The sequence below is a fragment of the Mycolicibacterium fluoranthenivorans genome, from assembly GCF_011758805.1.
Lineage (GTDB): Bacteria > Actinomycetota > Actinomycetes > Mycobacteriales > Mycobacteriaceae > Mycobacterium > Mycobacterium fluoranthenivorans.
Genome location: NZ_JAANOW010000006.1, coordinates 15,372 through 31,412, shown reverse-complemented (window position 1 = coordinate 31,412; position 16,041 = coordinate 15,372). Strand labels below are relative to the sequence as shown.

13 protein-coding genes are annotated in these 16,041 nt (G+C 68.5%); 2 read left to right on the top strand and 11 right to left on the bottom strand.

The annotated features are described in order from the left end of the window. Nucleotides 1-8 precede the first annotated feature (8 nt). Nucleotides 9-3,137 carry an arabinosyltransferase domain-containing protein gene (locus FHU31_RS31010; RefSeq protein WP_167165332.1) on the top strand — a complete coding sequence of 1,043 codons (3,129 nt, stop codon included), beginning with the start codon at nucleotides 9-11 and terminating at the stop codon, nucleotides 3,135-3,137. On the opposite strand, the gene FHU31_RS31005 is transcribed toward FHU31_RS31010, so the two are convergent. After that, on the bottom strand, nucleotides 3,127-4,269 hold the full coding sequence (locus FHU31_RS31005; RefSeq protein ID WP_167165268.1) for an ankyrin repeat domain-containing protein: 1,143 nt from the start codon (nucleotides 4,267-4,269) through the stop codon (nucleotides 3,127-3,129). The genes FHU31_RS31010 and FHU31_RS31005 overlap by 11 nt on opposite strands. A gap of 161 nt (nucleotides 4,270-4,430) precedes the next feature. On the opposite strand from FHU31_RS31005, the gene FHU31_RS31000 reads away from it, so the two are divergent. Next, the gene (locus FHU31_RS31000) at nucleotides 4,431-5,312 is read left to right on the top strand and encodes an MBL fold metallo-hydrolase (RefSeq protein ID WP_167165266.1); all 882 of its coding nucleotides are present in this window, start codon (nucleotides 4,431-4,433) and stop codon (nucleotides 5,310-5,312) included. A 16-nt stretch (nucleotides 5,313-5,328) separates the two neighbouring features. Here the strand turns inward: FHU31_RS31000 and FHU31_RS30995 are convergent, their stop codons facing one another. The 10 genes from FHU31_RS30995 to FHU31_RS30950 form a co-directional block, all read right to left on the bottom strand. Beyond that, nucleotides 5,329-6,225, bottom strand: coding sequence for an SDR family NAD(P)-dependent oxidoreductase (locus FHU31_RS30995; protein ID WP_167165264.1), 897 nt, complete (start codon nucleotides 6,223-6,225; stop codon nucleotides 5,329-5,331). Then, a complete protein-coding gene (locus FHU31_RS30990; RefSeq protein WP_409371191.1) occupies nucleotides 6,222-6,836 on the bottom strand; it encodes a TetR/AcrR family transcriptional regulator in 615 nt (204 codons plus the stop codon). Before FHU31_RS30990 ends, FHU31_RS30995 begins: the two co-directional genes overlap by 4 nt. Before the next feature lie 53 nt (nucleotides 6,837-6,889). After that, nucleotides 6,890-9,058 (bottom strand): heavy metal translocating P-type ATPase, encoded by a 2,169-nt coding sequence (locus FHU31_RS30985; protein WP_167165262.1) that lies wholly within the window; start codon nucleotides 9,056-9,058, stop codon nucleotides 6,890-6,892. Next, nucleotides 9,036-9,320, bottom strand: a complete 285-nt coding sequence (locus tag FHU31_RS30980) for a DUF1490 family protein (protein ID WP_167165260.1) — start codon at nucleotides 9,318-9,320, stop codon at nucleotides 9,036-9,038. Before FHU31_RS30980 ends, FHU31_RS30985 begins: the two co-directional genes overlap by 23 nt. 151 nt (nucleotides 9,321-9,471) lie before the next feature. Beyond that, the gene (locus FHU31_RS30975; RefSeq protein WP_167165258.1) at nucleotides 9,472-10,473 is read right to left on the bottom strand and encodes a DUF4331 family protein; all 1,002 of its coding nucleotides are present in this window, start codon (nucleotides 10,471-10,473) and stop codon (nucleotides 9,472-9,474) included. Nucleotides 10,474-10,496: 23 nt separating this feature from the next. Beyond that, nucleotides 10,497-10,922 (bottom strand): RDD family protein, encoded by a 426-nt coding sequence (locus FHU31_RS30970; protein WP_263987882.1) that lies wholly within the window; start codon nucleotides 10,920-10,922, stop codon nucleotides 10,497-10,499. After that, nucleotides 10,915-11,361: a hypothetical protein gene (locus tag FHU31_RS30965; protein WP_167165254.1), complete on the bottom strand. Its 447-nt coding sequence runs from the start codon at nucleotides 11,359-11,361 to the stop codon at nucleotides 10,915-10,917. The genes FHU31_RS30970 and FHU31_RS30965 overlap by 8 nt, the downstream gene beginning before the upstream one ends. Beyond that, nucleotides 11,361-12,758: a serine/threonine-protein kinase gene (locus FHU31_RS30960; protein ID WP_167165252.1), complete on the bottom strand. Its 1,398-nt coding sequence runs from the start codon at nucleotides 12,756-12,758 to the stop codon at nucleotides 11,361-11,363. Before FHU31_RS30960 ends, FHU31_RS30965 begins: the two co-directional genes overlap by 1 nt. A 99-nt stretch (nucleotides 12,759-12,857) precedes the next feature. Continuing rightward, nucleotides 12,858-14,273 (bottom strand): phytoene desaturase family protein, encoded by a 1,416-nt coding sequence (locus FHU31_RS30955; RefSeq protein WP_167165250.1) that lies wholly within the window; start codon nucleotides 14,271-14,273, stop codon nucleotides 12,858-12,860. After that, the gene (locus tag FHU31_RS30950; protein WP_167165248.1) at nucleotides 14,270-16,036 is read right to left on the bottom strand and encodes a DUF3556 domain-containing protein; all 1,767 of its coding nucleotides are present in this window, start codon (nucleotides 16,034-16,036) and stop codon (nucleotides 14,270-14,272) included. Before FHU31_RS30950 ends, FHU31_RS30955 begins: the two co-directional genes overlap by 4 nt. Nucleotides 16,037-16,041: the final 5 nt, after the last annotated feature.

The window sequence follows — 16,041 nt, the reverse complement described above, 5'->3', positions numbered from 1 at the left end:
GGATCGCGATGATCGCCGGTCTCGTCGGTTTCCTGTGTGCGGTGGCCACACCGCTGCTGCCCGTGGTGCAGACCACGGCGACGCTGAACTGGCCGCAGGCGGGCCAACTGAACAGCGTGACCGCGCCGCTGATCACCCAGACACCGGTGCAGATGACGGCGACCGTGCCGTGCGAGGTCATCAGGTCGGTGCCGCCGGCCGGGGCGCTGGTGTTCGGCACGGCCCCCAAGTCGGGTAAGCAGGCCGCGCTCAACTCCTTGTTCGTCAACGTCACCGGCTCGCGTGTCGATATCACCGACCGCAACGTGGTGATCGCGAGTGTGCCGCGCGCCAAAGCCGAGGCGTGCCAGCGCATCGAGATCACCTCCTCGAAGGACGGGACGTTCGCGACGTTCGTCGGGCTGCCCGGCGGCGATATCCGCAGCGGCTTTGCCGACCCGAATCTGCGCCCCGGCATAGTCGGGGTGTTCACCGAACTGACCGGTCCTGCACCGCAGGGCCTTTCGCTGTCGGCGACGATCGACACCCGGTTCACCACCAAACCCACCGCACTCAAGCTCGCCGCGATCGTGCTCGGCATCGTGGCCACCGTGGTGGCGCTGTTCGCGTTGTGGCGCCTGGATCAGCTCGACGGCCGGCGGATGCAGCGGATCATCCCGACCCGCTGGCGCACCGCGACCCCGGTCGACGGTGTCGTCGTCGGTGGGTTCCTGCTGTGGCATGTGATCGGCGCCAACTCCTCCGACGACGGCTACATCCTGCAGATGGCCCGGGTCGCCGACCATGCCGGCTACATGTCGAACTACTTCCGCTGGTTCGGCAGCCCGGAGGATCCGTTCGGCTGGTTCTACAACCTGCTCGCCCTGATGACGCACGTCAGCGATGCCAGCATCTGGATGCGGCTGCCGGACCTGGTGTGCGCGCTGGTGTGCTGGCTGCTGCTCTCGCGTGAGGTGCTGCCCCGGCTGGGGCCCGCCGTCATCGCGAGCCGGCCCGCGCTGTGGGCGGCGGGTTTCGTCCTGATGGGCGCGTGGATGCCGTTCAACAACGGGCTGCGCCCGGAAGGCCAGATCGCCACCGGCGCGCTGATCACCTACGTGCTGATCGAACGCGCCATCATCTCGGGCCGGCTCACTCCGGCGGCCATGGCGATCATCTCCGCGGCGTTCACCCTCGGTATCCAGCCCACCGGCCTGATCGCCGTGGCGGCCCTGCTGGCCGGTGGCCGGCCGGTACTGCGCATCCTGGTGCAGCGCCGCCGCCGGGTCGGGCTGTGGCCGCTGATCCTGCCGCTGCTGGCCGCGGGCACCGTCATCCTGTGCGTGGTGTTCGCCGACCAGACGCTGGCGACGGTGATGGAGGCCACCAGGATTCGGACCGCGATCGGGCCGAGCCAGGAGTGGTACACCGAGAACCTGCGCTACTACTACCTGATCCTGCCCACCGTGGACGGTTCGGTGTCGCGGCGGTTCGGCTTCATGATCACCGCGCTGAGCCTATTCGCGTCGATGTTCATCATGTTGCGCCGCAAGCGGATTCCCGGCGTGGCCCGCGGCCCGGTATGGCGGCTGATGGGCATCATCTTCGCGACGGTGTTCTGCCTGATGTTCACCCCCACCAAATGGGTGCACCACTTCGGCCTGTTCGCCGCCGTGGGCGCGGCCATGGCCGCGGTGGTGACGGTGCTTGCCTCGCGCGCGGTGCTGCGTTCGGCGCGAAACCGGATGGCGTTCACGGCTTCCGTGTTGTTCGTGCTGGCGCTGTGCTTCGCCACCACCAACGGCTGGTGGTACGTGTCGAGCTACGGGGTGCCGTTCAACAACGACAAGCCCCAGATCGGCGGAATCACCGTCAGCGCAATCTTCTTCGCGCTGTTCGTGATCACCGCGGTGTGGGCGTTCCTGCTGCATTTGGCGCCCCGCGACCGCGGCGAGAGCAGGGTGATCCGCCTGCTCACGGCGGCGCCCGTGCCGATCGCGGCCGGATTCATGGTCACGGTATTCGTGGCGTCGATGCTGTTCGGCGTGGTGCGTCAGCACGGCACCTACACGAACGCGTCGTCGAATGTCGAAGCGCTCGCCGGCGGATGCGGGCTGGCCGACAACGTGTTGGTCGAGCCGGATCCCAACGAGGGATTCCTGACGGCACTGCCGGGCGATTACGGCCCGCTCGGCCCGCTGGGCGGCGTCAAGCCGGTCGGCTTCACCCCTAACGGCGTCCCGGATCACATTGTCGCCGAAGCGATCCGGCTGACCCTACCGATGCCCGGCACCGACTACGACTGGGATGCGCCGGTCAAGCTGAAGACCCCGGGGATCAACGGCTCGACCGTGCCGCTGCCCTACGGTCTGGACCCCGCCAAGGTGCCGCTGGCCGGGAGCTTCGTCGAGGGCCCGGCCCAGCAGGAGGCCCGGCTGGCCTCGGCGTGGTACCAGCTGCCGCCGCCGGACGCCGGACATCCGCTGGTGGTCGTGACCGCGGCAGGCACCATCACCGGTAACAGCATCTTCAACGGCCTCACCCAGGGCCAGCCGGTCGAACTCGAGTACGGCCGCCCCGGTCCCGACGGTGCTCCCGTGCCCGCCGGGCGCGTGGTGCCCTACGACATCGGCCCGCTGCCCTCGTGGCGCAACCTGCGCTATGACCGCCGCCAGATCCCGGCCGACGCGACGTTCGTTCGCGTGGTGGCCGAGGACAAGTCGCTGTCCCAGGGTGATTGGGTGGCCATCACCCCGCCGCGAGTGCCACAGGTCAAGACGATCCAGGAGTACCTCGGGTCTACGCAGCCGGTGCTGATGGACTGGGCGGTCGGCCTGGCCTTCCCGTGCCAGCAGCCGATGCTGCACGCCAACGGTGTCACCGATGTGCCCAAGTACCGCATCACGCCGGACTACAACGCCAAGATGAAGGACACCGACACCTGGCAGGACGGCGTCAACGGCGGTCTGCTCGGGATCAGTGATCTACTGCTGCGGGCGCATCTGATGGCGACGTACCTGAACAAGGACTGGGGCCGGGACTGGGGTTCGCTGCGCAAGTTCGAGACCATCGTCGATGCCGCGCCCGCCGAGATCGACCTGGGCACGGCGACGCACTCGGGCCTGTACTCGCCGGGGCAGATCCGGATCAAGCCGTAGTACCGCGCAGCAGGTCGGCGGCCTCGGTCTGATAGGCGTATTCGGCCCAGCCCAGCGGTGTCGCACCGAATCTCAGGTCGGTGATGGTCGGGTCGGCGCCTGCCTCGAGTAGCCGCGCGATCAGCTCGAGGTTCCCGGCCCACGCCGCGTGGTGCAGCGGCGTGGCGCCCTCGTCGTCACGCAGGTTGGGGTCGGCGGGGAAGCCCACCGGTGGCACTCGGGCGGTCGATATGTCGACACCGTGGTGGCCGAGCAGGGCCAGGCGGTCGGCGAACCCGTGCTCGGCCGCCCAGTCCACCTGCCTGCGCCACATCTGCTCGCGGGTTTCCATGGCCGGACCGAGCCGGCGTTCCCACGGGCTCGGGGCCGCGTCGGCCAGACCATGGGCGAACAACAGGCGCAGGTGCGAGTCGTCGGCGCCGAACATCCGGTTGTACAGGGTCTGCTGATCCGCCGGGTGCGCCCCGCGCTGCAGTAACAAGGTGGCCAGTTCCTCGGCGTGGGGGTGTCGAGGCTGCCGGCGCGTCCCCTGCTCGCCCTCCCCGAACACTCCGGTGAGCACCGTGAACGGGGTGGCCATCCCGCGCCACAGATAGCCGTCGTCGGGATCGGCTCCGGCGTCGAGCAGGATCAGCGCAGCCGAGACGGAGTCACCGGGCACCCGGCTGTAGGCCAGGTACATCAACGGCGACCAGCCGTAGGGTCCGCCCTTGGCGGTGGGCTGGGTGGTGCGCAGGTGGTACCGCAGTGCGTCCGGATCGGCGGCCGCGGCGGCGGCCCAGATGTGGTCGCGCACCAACTCGGGGCGCGCGGCCAGCAGATCCGCCGCGGCATGCCACCGGGGCGGGGCGTCGTCGGCGTCATACCGCAATGACGCCAACGCGCAGAACAGGTCCGGCGGGGCGAGCCCGTCCTCCTCGACGGCGCCGGGGTCGACGCTCAGCCCGGCCGCGACCTTCAGATACCGCACCATTGCCGGCCAGCCGGCGAAGCCGTAACCACGGGCCACCGTCAACTGGGCTTCGTGCAGGGCGTAGCGCTCACGACCAGAAGCGATCTCGGCCCGCTGTAGGGCGCGGGCCTCTCGTTTGAGCCGATCCAGGGACGGATTGTCGGGCAGGGTGCTGGCCATGACGGCCTCCTCTCGCAAGCCCGGTGTCCGCGAAGTCGGGCCGAGAAGAGGTCGGCTTCGATCAGGTGCTGCGGCAGGAGGGCTGAGCCCCTTCGAGCGGACGTCGGGCGTTCCTGCGCGCCTTCACCGCAACCTACCCGATATCACCGTACGGTCGGGGTATGGCCGACACAGTCCGCCTCGGTGCCGCCGTGCTCACCCGCGTGGTGGAGACGATGTTCGAACCGACGTCCGCGGTCTTCGCCCATACCCCGGCGCAAGCCTGGAGTGAGCACGCCGACCTGCTGGTACCCACGTTCTATCAGCCGGACACGCAGCGTTGGCGCGTCATCGTGCAGTCCTGGGTGGTCGACGTCGACGGGCTGCGGATCCTGATCGACACCGGCGTCGGCAACGGTCGCCGGCGCGCCGTAGCGGTGCTCGACCACCTGGACACCGACTTCCCCGGCGCACTCGCCCGCGCGGGTGTGCCACCCGAGAGTGTGGACGTGGTGATCAACACCCATCTGCACAGCGATCACGTCGGCTGGAACACCTGGCGCAGCGCCGATGCCTGGGTGCCGTTCTTCCCCAACGCCCGATATCTGTTGCCCGAGGCGGACTTCCGGCACTTCGAGCCGGGTGGCCCGGGCGCCGATGAGGCCGCGGCCATCGTGTTCGACGACAGTGTGGCCCCGGTATACGCGGCGGGTCAGGTCGAATTGTTCTCCGGCGAACATCAATTGAGCGAATCGGTGTGGCTGCGTCCGGCGCCCGGACATACGCCGGGCTCCTCGGTGCTCTGGCTGGACGCGGGTAAGCCGGCGGTGTTCGTCGGCGACCTCACCCACTGCCCCATCCAGATTCCGCGTCCCGCCGACCCGTGCGCGTTCGATGTCGACGGGCCGGCAGCGGTGGCCACGCGCAAACGCATCTTCACCGAGGCGGCCCGCCGGCGCGCCGTGGTGATCCCCGCGCACTACCCGGGCCACGGCGGTGCGACCATCGTCGCCCGTGGTGATGCCTTCATGGTCGATGACTGGCTGGCCCTCGACCCGATCTGAGTGACACCGTCCTGGACTACAGCGCAGCCAGCCGCTCGCTGGTATCCCATAGATCGCGCGCCTTGGCGGTGTCATACGAATCCGCGGACGAACGAATGGGTTTGGCGCCCTCGAAATACTCTCCGGTGACATGGGCGAACCTCGGATCGACGGCAAGTGCGGCCAGGTTTGCGCCCGACGTGGCGACGCTGTGGACGTTGGGCAGCACGCGCAGCAGCGGGGACACCATGCGCCAGAGCACCTTCTGCGCCGGGCTGTAGTCGCGGGACAGTCCGGAGGCCGGCATCAAGCCCGGGTCGAACGCCGTCACCGTGATGCCGCGGTCACCGTGGCCGAGCCTGCGGTCGAGCTCATAGGCGAACAGCACGTTGCACAGCTTCGAGGTGGTGTATCTGCGCCTGCCGTCGATGGGAGCACCGGGTTGCGGGTGGGCCAGCTCCTCAGCAGAGGTGTACGCGGGGTGCGGCATCCCGGTCAGCTTCTCGGGATCGTGGGTGCCGCTGGCCACCAGCACGATCCGGGCGGGCGCGACGAGGTGCTCGAGCAGTCCGTCGACCAGCGCGAAATGTCCGAGATGGTTGACACCGAAGGTCATCTCGACGCCGTCGGCGGTCTGCTGCAAGCCGGACACGATCTGCAGACCGGCGTTGCACACGAGGGCATGCAACGGGGGCAGGCCCGCTTCGGCGAAGACGGCGGGGAAGGCCCGCACCGATTGCAGCGAGGCGAGGTCGCACGGCAGTACCGTGCATCGATCCGGTGTCCCTAGTTCGGCGACGGCCGCCGCACCGCGTTGTGGGTCGCGTACAGCGAGCACGACGTGCCAGCTCTCATCGGCCGCGAGGATAGCCCGGGCGCACTCCAGCCCGAGGCCCGCGTTGGCTCCGGTGATGATGACGGATCTGGTGGTCATGTCTCCTCCAGGAGGATGGGAATCAGCGCCGCGACGGCTTGAAACATGCGGGTGTACATCCGGTCGACGTCGGTGGACTCCGGCTCGAGGTGATCGGCGAAGAACACCCCGTCGGACAGCGCGGTGGCAAAGCTCGCGAGTTCGGCGACCACCCGTTCGGTGCGCTCGTGCTCCACCCCGGCGGGAATCATCTGCCTGATCACGTCGCGGAAGCCTGCGATCGCGGTGTCACGGACCCGGCGGACCGCCGCACCGACCGCGGGGTCCGCACTGCGCTCCAGCGAGAGGATGTAGGTCAATCTCAGGAATTCGGGATGCTCGGCGAGCAGCTTCGCCGCGGCCGCACGGGTGGTCTCGAGATCCCCGTGGCGTGGGATCTGCGCGAAGAACCGCTCGGCACCGCGTTCCATGACCGCGGCCAACACGCCTTCTTTGGAACCGAAATGCCAGTAGATGGAGCTCGCCGGCAGGCCGCATTCCGCGCGGATATGACTGATCGAGGTGGCTGCATAGCCCTGCGTGGACATCAGCCGCTCCGCGGCGTCGAGAATCTGCCCGCGGGAGCTCTCACCCTGTTGCTGGCGTTTGGTCTGTGTGCGCGTCACCGGCACTCCAAGTCTGTAAGGATCGTTACAGACACCGTAGCAGGGAGGCGCGACCGCCGTCAGCCCTTGAGTTCAGCCCTGATCAACCGGGAGCTGTTCGCCACCACCGCGACGGAGGACATGTTGTGCAGCACGGCGGCCAAGACCGGCGACAAGGCGCCGCCCGCGCCGACGGCAAGGCCGATCGCGTTGACCGCGATGGACATCGCATAGTTCTGTTTGATGACCGTGACAGCGCCCGCCCCGAGCGTCCGCACATCCAGGAGTCGGCGGAGATCGTCACCGGCCAGCGCGATGTCGGCCGTCTCGACGGCCACATCGGTGCCGCCAAGTCCCATCGCGATCCCGATGTCGGCGGCCGCCAGCGCCGGTGCGTCGTTCACACCGTCACCCACCACGGCCACCACATGGCCGGCTTCTCGCAGCGCGCGCACCGCGTCCAACTTGTCCTCCGGCAGCACCTCCGCCTGCCACTCGGTGATACCGAGTTCCTCCGCCACCGCGCGCGCAGTTTCCGGGTGATCACCGGTCAGCATGACGATCCGGCCGATACCCGCCTCCCGTAGAGCGGCCAGGACCTCCTGCGCCTCCGGTCGCACCTCGTCGCGCAGGCTGATCAACCCGACCAGCACCCCGTCCACGGCCAGCAGCAGCGGTGTCTCGGCCTGACGCTGCAACCGGGAGACCCATTCCGTCGCCTTCTTGCTGACTCGCACCTTCTCCTGGCGCAGCAGCGCCGGGCTGCCCAGCAGCAATGTGCGGCCGTCCGCCCGGGTACGCATGCCGAGGCCCACCAGCACCTCGCATTCCTCATGCGGCGGAATGACGATGTGCCGCTCCTCGGTCGATCGGATCACGGCCTGGGCCAGCGGATGCCTGGCGTGGATCTCGGAGCTCGCCGCGTATGCCAGCACCTCGTCCGGCTGCCAATCCTTGTGGAAAGCAACCACATTGGTCACGACAGGCCGGCCTATCGTCAACGTTCCGGTCTTGTCGAACACCACGGCGTCGACCTGACCGGCGAGCTCAAGATGCGAGCCGCCCTTGACCAGGATCCCGCGCCGCGCGCCGTTCCCGATCGCCGCACTGATGGCCGTGGGCGTGGCCAGTCCCACGGCACACGGACACGCCACCAGCAGCATCGTCATCGCCCGGCGCACATCCCTGGTGAGCACCAGCGTCACACCGGCCAAGAGGAACGACCCCGGCACGAACCGGCGAGAGAAGTTCTCCCCTACGGTCTGGATCGGCGCGCGGTCATGCTGGGCCTCCTCGACCCGGGCGATGATCCGGCCGATGGCGGTCTCCGAGCCGACTGCGCCGGCCCGGACGACGACGCGGCCCTGCATCACCACCGACCCGGCATGCACTCGATCGCCGGTCCGCACCGCGACGGGCAGCGTCTCGCCGGTGATCGCCGATTGGTCGATCACCCCGTCTCCATCGACGATCTCGCCGTCCACCGGTACGGCGATCCGTTCGTGCACGACGACCTCGTCACCGACCGCGAGGCTGTCGACGGCGACCTGCACCTCGGTGCCGTCCGGCAGCCGGACCCATGCGGTGTCCTGGTTTCCGGTCAACAGGTCTGCGATGGCCCGCCGGGTCCGCCGCAATGTCAGATCTTGAAGGTATTCACCGATATTGAGCAACCACAACACCGTCAGTGCGACGACGTTCTCGCGCAATACCAGGCTGGCGAGCGTCGCCGCGGACACCAGCACATCGGTACCCATGGCCCGACCGCCGCCGAGTGCCCGCAGCGCGCCACGCAGGAACGGATATCCGGTGAAGATGGTGACTGCCGTGGCGAACCGCCGGCTGGTGGGGCCCAGAATGGCCGGCCGGCCGAGTACGTACCGCCGCACGCCGAGGGCTGCCAGCGCAAAACCCCCGAGCCCCATTCGCACGAGGTCGCCGTTACTGACGTCCGCGGAATGCGGGACCCTGGCAGGGACAAGCGCCGGCGGCATCGCCAGCGCATCGGTCACCGCCGCCACCAGGGTCTCGACCTCGGCCCGGGCCGGCGAGAACCAGATGACCACGGCGCCGGTCCGCGGATAGGCATGCGCAGCACGCACACCCTTGACGCGCAGCACGGTGTCCTCGATGAGGACGGCGCGGCGCGTGTCGTTACGGAAGTCGTTGGTTTGCAACCGGAGTCGACCGGCCGCATTCGATACCACAGCCGGCACCGTGTGCACCTCAGTGCTCGTGCTCGTGCTCATGTCCGGTGACCGCCGGCGGCCGGGCCTCTTCACCGATCCGCTCCCGCGCCTCTGCCACCACATCGCCGACGACGAGCCGGGCGCGCTCGGCGCTCTCCTCCGCCTTGCGCACGCCCCGCAGCCCCAACGCGGTGGCAGCCACGGTGGCCTCCCTCGCCGGGACCTTCGCCGCCGCTTTGCGGATCGCCGCGTAGGCGGCCGCTCCGACCGCACCGGTCACCACCGTCGTTCCCGCTTTCATCAGCACCACGTGCCACACCATCAGGTCAGCCCTTCCCCGTTGCGGATGTGTCGTCCTCGTCGGCCTGACGCTCGCCGACCCACTCATCACTAGTGGAAACGATTACCATTTGCATCAAGGAGGGTACTCAATGGCCCGACGGGTTGTCGACGCGAGGGCGCCCGGGCCGGATCTAGTGCGGTGTGCCGAGGTAGGGGAACACCTCCAGGGTGTCGGTGTGCGGGCGCAGACCACTCGGCGGGCAGTCACCCCTGGTCAGCGAGGCCAGTCGGTAATCGATGACATCGTCGGTGAACGTCCGACCGTTCGGGTACCTGGCGGGTGTGGCCGGGTCGAAGGTGAGCATGTCGGGCAGGATGCCCTCGGCGTCGATCGCTTCCACGGCCTCGTCGTGTGAGTAGCCGCCGGTGTGTCCGAGCAGGTGGACGAACTGCCCCAGCCAGCGGGCACGATCGGCGACGGGCTCACTGGCGTTGTACTCCTCCTTGGTCTCATCGGTGTTGAAGAAGCTGCTCACCGACGGGTGCCCGGCCCGGTCCACGTGCACAAGTTCGCCGTCGCGGCGCACGCTGCAGCGACCCCAGATCCGGATGTCCGGGGCAGCGCCCAGCATGGCGGTCGGCAGCTCCAGCACAAAGGCCATCACGTTGGCTTCGGTGTCGGAATCCACACCGGTCCAGGGTGATTCGCTGCCGAGGTGCGGTGCGGTGAAATTGCGGCCGCCGGTGATGTCGAACAGGTTCTTGATCCCGTCGAAATCGAAGAAGAACGCATCGCTGCGCGCCCCCGCGAAGAACATGTACTCGCCCTCGCGTGCGATGACGGGTTCCTTGCCGAAGGACACCGGGACGGATTCGAAGATCTTCTCCCCCACCGCTTCCGGTTCTTCGGCTTCGTCGCCGACGGCAAGGTACACATCGACGGTCTGGCGGCCGTCGGCAGGTTCGGAGAACACATAGCTGAACGCGATGTCGTTACGCAGGTCACCGTCGTTGTCCACGGCCAGCCGGTAGATGGCGTCGGGGTGCAAGGCGTCGGCACTGGGGTTGGCGTTGAGGATCAGCACGGTGTGGGCGGGGTTGGCAGGTGACTGGAAGGCGTACAGGTCGCACAGGTCGAGCCGCTGATCGCCCAGCGGCGGGCCGAGGGACAACCCGGTGAAATGATTGGACATACCGCCATCCAACCCCGTTTGCGCTACGGCCGGGCGTAAACGACCCGGCTGCCGAACACGATGTCCTGTAGGGATCTTCGGTGCCGGTCGACGGCCACCCATAACAGCCCGACGGGCAACAGCACACAGGCCACCGCCCGCAGCAGCGCCACTGCCGGCGACAGTCGGCGTCCGCGCCGGCCGATCACCCGTAATCCCATGGTCACCGATCCGACGGTGCAGCCCGATACCGCCCAGCATGCCGTCAGGTAGCAGACCGCGACACCGAACAGCACGGCGGTGGAGAAGACGGCGCCCATGGTCGGCGCGCGGAACGCGGTGGGGTGAAACATCAGCCGGGTCAGGATGAGGCCGAGATAGATCGCGGCCAGCACCGTCGCGACGATGATCAGGTCGATCACCGCGGCCACGCCACGGCTCACCACGCCGGCGGCACGGATCTCAGTCACGGTCGCGCCCCAGCAGGCGGTCGACGAAACCCGATACCAAGTCGTCGGCCCGCTCGCCCTGGCTGCGCACATCGGTCATCACCTCCGCGGTGACGGATTCCGTGGACTGCCTGATGATGGCCTGCAGGTCGATACCGTCGACCACCTCGTTGGCCAGCCCGACCAGATCCACCCGCGTGCGCACCAACTCGTTGAGGTCGAGTTGGTCGAGGACCCGTTCGACGATCTGCACCGCGATACCGGCCACCGCCGCTTTGGCCGGTTCCAGGGCGCGCTCACCGCGGGCGGCCAGTCCCGTGCGGGCCTGGTGCAGCAGGCCACCGAGGACGGGCAATCGTTCGGCACCGCGATACACCGCGACGGCGCCGCCGACCGCGGTGGCCGCGATACCTGCCGCGATGTCGACCGGGGCGGATGGCCGCGACACCTCAGGGGGCATCAGGCTCCGCCGTTGCCGCGCACAATGTCCTCCAGACAGCGCAGCCGGGTCTGATGCGTCTGGTCCACACAGACCCGTACCGGGCCCTCGGTTTCGGGGGCATAGGTCTGCTCGCCCTCGGCGGGGGTGGCGCTGGGTGCGGACGGCTCGGTGACCTGCTGGCTCAGCGACCAGATGATGGACGCGGAGTTCGGCAGCTGAGCGCAGTACGCGGGCGCTCCCGACTCCGCGACGCCGGCGGCGCCCAGGGTGGCACAGGTGGCCCCGACGACGACGACGGGTATCGCCGGCGCCTGGGCGGGTGCCGGCGACGAAAGCACCGGTGGCGGCGGGGCGGCCGTCGCGGTGGAAGTCTTGGTCTGCGCGGGTGCCGGTGTGCCGCCGGGCCGGCCGAAGGCGCCCAGTGCGAACGCCACCGCCGCCCCGATCACGGCGACGAGCGCCACTGCCACCGCGGACACCACCAGCGTGGACCGGGACCTGGCCGGTGCGGGATGTGCCTTGGCGTGCCGCGGCCCGGAGGCCGTGACGGCGAGCATGGTGGCCTCGGATCCGGCGGTGCCGATCCGGTGTTCGAGGGCGCGGGCGAAGTCCACGCACTTGCCGTACCGCTCGGCGGGATGTTTGGCCAGGGCACGCTCGAAAACCGGTCCCAGACCGGAGAGTTCCGGCCTGCGGTCCCCGATGGGTGGCGGGCTTGCGGTCAGGTGCTGGCTGATCACCACGGCCGGATTGGAATGCTGGAAGGGTGGCGACCCCGTGAGCAACTGGTACGCGCTCGACGCCAGCGCGTACTGGTCGGCACGACCGTCGATCTCGGCACCGGTCAGCTGTTCTGGTGCCGCGTAGGCGACGGTGCCCACGGTCATGTTGGTGCCGGTGAGATTGCTGGTCTCTCCGGTACGACGGGCGATGCCGAAGTCGGCCAACAGGACTCGTTCATCGGAGGTGTCCGGGTTGGCGATCAGGATGTTGGCCGGTTTGACGTCGCGGTGCAGCAGCCCCTTCTGGTGGGCGTAGTCGAGCGCTTCGGCGACGGCAGTGACGATGCGCACCACCTCATCGGCCGGCATTCCGCTCGGGTAGCGCTCGGCCAGCAGCGCGCCGGCGTCGGTGCCCTCGACATAGTCCATGGCGATCCACAACTGACCGTCGACATCTCCGCGGTCGTGCACCTCCACGATGTGCGGGTGCCAGAGGGTGGCGGCGATATCTGCCTCACGCTCGAAACGCTGCCGATATTCGGAGTCGGCACACACCGTGGCGCCGAGGACCTTGAGCGCGTCCCGGCGGGGTAGCCGCGGGTGCTGTGCCAGGTAGACCTCGCCCATACCGCCGGCGCCGAGTGACCGCACCACGATGTACCCGGCGATCACCTGGCCTTCCTCGAGCGGCATGGGCGAAGTGTAATGGCCGATCAGAGATGGGGTGCCGCATCTCTAGACGGGGGGGCGACGCACCTGATCAGGGACGGTGCGCCGGCAGCGCGAGGAGAATCACCGTCGCAGGTAGGCCAGCGCCTCGGCGGCCGCGTTGGCCCCGCACATGCCGTGCGCGCCGGGGCCGGGCGGGGTGGCCCCGGAGCACAGGTACGTGCCGGGCACCCCGAGCCGGTACGGGTGCAGGGTGGGCCGCGGTCCGAACACCAGCTGGCGGATGTCCTTGGCGCCGGTACAGATATCGCCGCCGACGAAATTGGGGTTGTGTACCGACATCTCGGTGGTGGAGCGGACCGCCATGCCGACCACCCGGTCGCGGAACCCGGGGGCGAACCGCTCGAACTGACCGATGACGGCCTCGGTGGCGTCCCCGGTGAACCCGTGCGGCACATGGGCGTAGGAGTACACCGGATGGATGTCCCCGACCGAGCGGCCAGGGTCGGCCAGATACTGCTGGCCGACGAGCACGAAGGGCCGCGCCGGCATGCGGCCGGCGTGGATGTCGCGTTCGGTGGCCGCGATCTCGCCGAGATCACCGCCCAGATGCACGGTGCCGGCCCGCCCGGCGTCGGGATTGCGCCACGGCACCCCGCCCTGCACCGCGAAGTCGACCTTGAAAGCCCCTGGGCCATAACGGAATTTACTCAAGGACCGGCTTGCGCGCCGGGGCAGCCGGTCACCCAGGATATCGGCGACAGCGGTCGGCGCCAGATCGAAGAGCACCACGTCGGCGGCGGGCAGCTGAGCCGCCGAGGTGACGCGCACCCCGGTCCGAACCTCGCCGCCGTGCTCGGACAGCGTGGCCGCGAGGGCATCGGTGAGCGACTGCGAGCCACCCTCGGCGACTGCCCAGCCGTGCCGGTGCCCGGCGGTGATGATGCCGAGCCCGATCGCCGACGTCATCGGGTAGTGCAGGGGACGGAAGGTGTGGGCGGCGACACCGCCGAACAGCGCGGCTGCCGCCGGGGTGCGGAACAACCGGGCCAGCGCCGCGGCGGGTAGCAGCGTCGGCGCACCGAAACGTGCCAGCGTCAGGGGATGTTTCGGGACATGCAGCAGCGGTCCCATGATGTCCTGCGACAGCCGGTCGAACCGGCCGACGGGACCGGCGAACAGCGCGCGCCAGCGCGCACCGTCGGGCCCCAACCCCGCGGCGGTGTCGTCGACGCTGCGGTGCAGCAGCGCGGCGCCGCCACCATCGAGTGGATGTGCACAGTCGACTTCGGGCCAGCGCCAACGGAATCCGTGCCGTGCCAGATCCAGGTCGGCGAGAAAAGCCGAGCCGACGGCCATCGGGTGAATGGCGGCGCAGTGGTCGTGCACCAGACCGGGGACGATCGCTTCCCCGGACCGCACACCCCCGCCCATCTGATCGGCGGCCTCCAGCACGGTGACCTCGACGCCGGCCCGGGCCAGCGTGATGGCGGCGGCCAGCCCGTTCGGGCCGCCACCCACCACCACCGCGGATGTCATCGACTGGCTCCGGCTCGCTGCCAGGTGACGTTCAGCGGGATCGGCCCGTTGGGCAGCCAGGGCTGCTCGTTCACCAGGTCGGCGACATTCCAGGTGCCGCGTTCGATGACGCCGAGGGCCGCGTCGATCACCTTGTACTCCTGGGTCTTCTTGTGGATGGGCTGCGATTCCACCCAGGCGATGACGAACTCGCCCGGTTCGAACCGGGCTTCGGTCTGGATGCCCCGGATCAGATCCTCATTGTGCAGGTGTCCGTCGCCGAAATTGAAGCCGATGATGGTGTTGCACGACATCTCGCCCTCCCGGACGGTGCGGGTGTCGATATCGGGCAGCGATTTCAGCAGCACCGAGTACAGCCCGCGGCCCTGACTGTGCATGGCCCGCCACGCCGTCACCTGCTGGGCGAACACTTCGGCGGTGACCGGGTCCCAGCCGAAGTCGATGTACTGGTCGACGGTGTTGGGCGAGGACCGGGTGACCCGGTTGAGCTTCTGCTCGGCGCCGGGGGTGAACGTCCACACCGCCGAAGCCCAGTTGCCCGCGTACTGCCGCATGGCCGGCAGGAAGGACACCAGATCGGGCCGGAGATTGCCCAGGACCGGGAAGAAGCACAACCCGGCCAGCAACGCGACCGTCAACCAGGGTGACGACATGTCCCCCACCGCGTAGCCGTCCCAGTTCGGGAACCCGAGGAACAGGAACACGGTCGCGTAGGCGAAGAGCACATTCCATTCCACCGGGACCGCCAGCGGAAAGGTCGAGATGATGAACAGGTGGAATCCGACCATGACCACGACGGCGGTGATGGTCAGCCACGGCCACGGGGACAACAGCAGGGTCAGGGGCGCCGCGATCTCCACGAAGCTGCCGAGACAGTGAGCCATGAAGGTGGACAGGTGCGACGGCCGCAGATCTACCGGATAGTTCCGGTAGTGGGCGCGTTTGAGCCACCTGGACGGGATCATCGGGCTGTTGCTCACCATCGGCGGGATGACGTTGGTGAAATGCAGGCCGAACTTCGAGATCCCGGCCCAGATCCACACCGTGCCGATCAGCAGCTTGCCGGCGATGATCATGTCGGTGAACGGCAGCACGGCGAAGAACAGCAGCGCAGGCAGGTACTGTTCGCCGCGGGCGGCCAGGAAGATGGTCTTGTCTCGCAGGCCGATCAGCACCAGCAGCACGATCGGGACGATCAGCAATACCGGGTTCACCAGCCCCGAGGTGTTCGCTGGTAGCACCGCCGTCAGCGAATCGCTCAGCACACCAGGGGAAACCATCGCCACCACGACGCCTGCGACCAGCGCCAGGTAGACGATGATGTCGAACCAGGTTCGCCTGTCACCGTCGGTGAAGGGCACCGCCTTCCACGGCCGAAGCCGAATGGTGTTGAGCTTGGCCCAGAACCGGAACCCTCCGGTCATCGGTTTGGTCTTGCCCGCCAGGGGTCCCCAGGACCCGGCCAGCCCGAGCAGCTCCAGCAGGATCGTCCACAGGATGATCTTCTGGTAGACGATGGGCTGGTTCCACCAGCCGATCCCGTGCCAGAAGGCGGGCAGACCCGATGTTGCCGTGGCGATGAAGATGCCCAGGACGGCATAGAAGAGCACGAGTTTGACGATGTAGATGACATGGATCATGCGGGGCGCACCGAAACCTTGATCCACCCATTTGAGGGACATGATCCGGAGGCGGTCGCGCAGCGGCAGGCCCAGGAATTCTTCGAGGTCGACATCGGGCAGGGTGGGTTTGACGAATCCCATGATGA

Coding starts and splice junctions, on each gene's coding strand:
- FHU31_RS30980 (WP_167165260.1), bottom strand. CDS start 9,320: ATGGTGTGGCACGTGGTGCTGATGAAAGCGGGAACGACGGTGGTGACC.
- FHU31_RS30955 (WP_167165250.1), bottom strand. CDS start 14,273: ATGACATCCGCGGTGGTGGTGGGTGGCGGCCCGAACGGGCTGGCCGCC.
- FHU31_RS30965 (WP_167165254.1), bottom strand. CDS start 11,361: ATGCCCCCTGAGGTGTCGCGGCCATCCGCCCCGGTCGACATCGCGGCA.
- FHU31_RS30975 (WP_167165258.1), bottom strand. CDS start 10,473: ATGTCCAATCATTTCACCGGGTTGTCCCTCGGCCCGCCGCTGGGCGAT.
- FHU31_RS30995 (WP_167165264.1), bottom strand. CDS start 6,225: ATGACCACCAGATCCGTCATCATCACCGGAGCCAACGCGGGCCTCGGG.
- FHU31_RS30960 (WP_167165252.1), bottom strand. CDS start 12,758: ATGCCGCTCGAGGAAGGCCAGGTGATCGCCGGGTACATCGTGGTGCGG.
- FHU31_RS31005 (WP_167165268.1), bottom strand. CDS start 4,269: ATGGCCAGCACCCTGCCCGACAATCCGTCCCTGGATCGGCTCAAACGA.
- FHU31_RS31010 (WP_167165332.1), top strand. CDS start 9: ATGATCGCCGGTCTCGTCGGTTTCCTGTGTGCGGTGGCCACACCGCTG.
- FHU31_RS30985 (WP_167165262.1), bottom strand. CDS start 9,058: ATGAGCACGAGCACGAGCACTGAGGTGCACACGGTGCCGGCTGTGGTA.
- FHU31_RS30950 (WP_167165248.1), bottom strand. CDS start 16,036: ATGGGATTCGTCAAACCCACCCTGCCCGATGTCGACCTCGAAGAATTC.
- FHU31_RS31000 (WP_167165266.1), top strand. CDS start 4,431: ATGGCCGACACAGTCCGCCTCGGTGCCGCCGTGCTCACCCGCGTGGTG.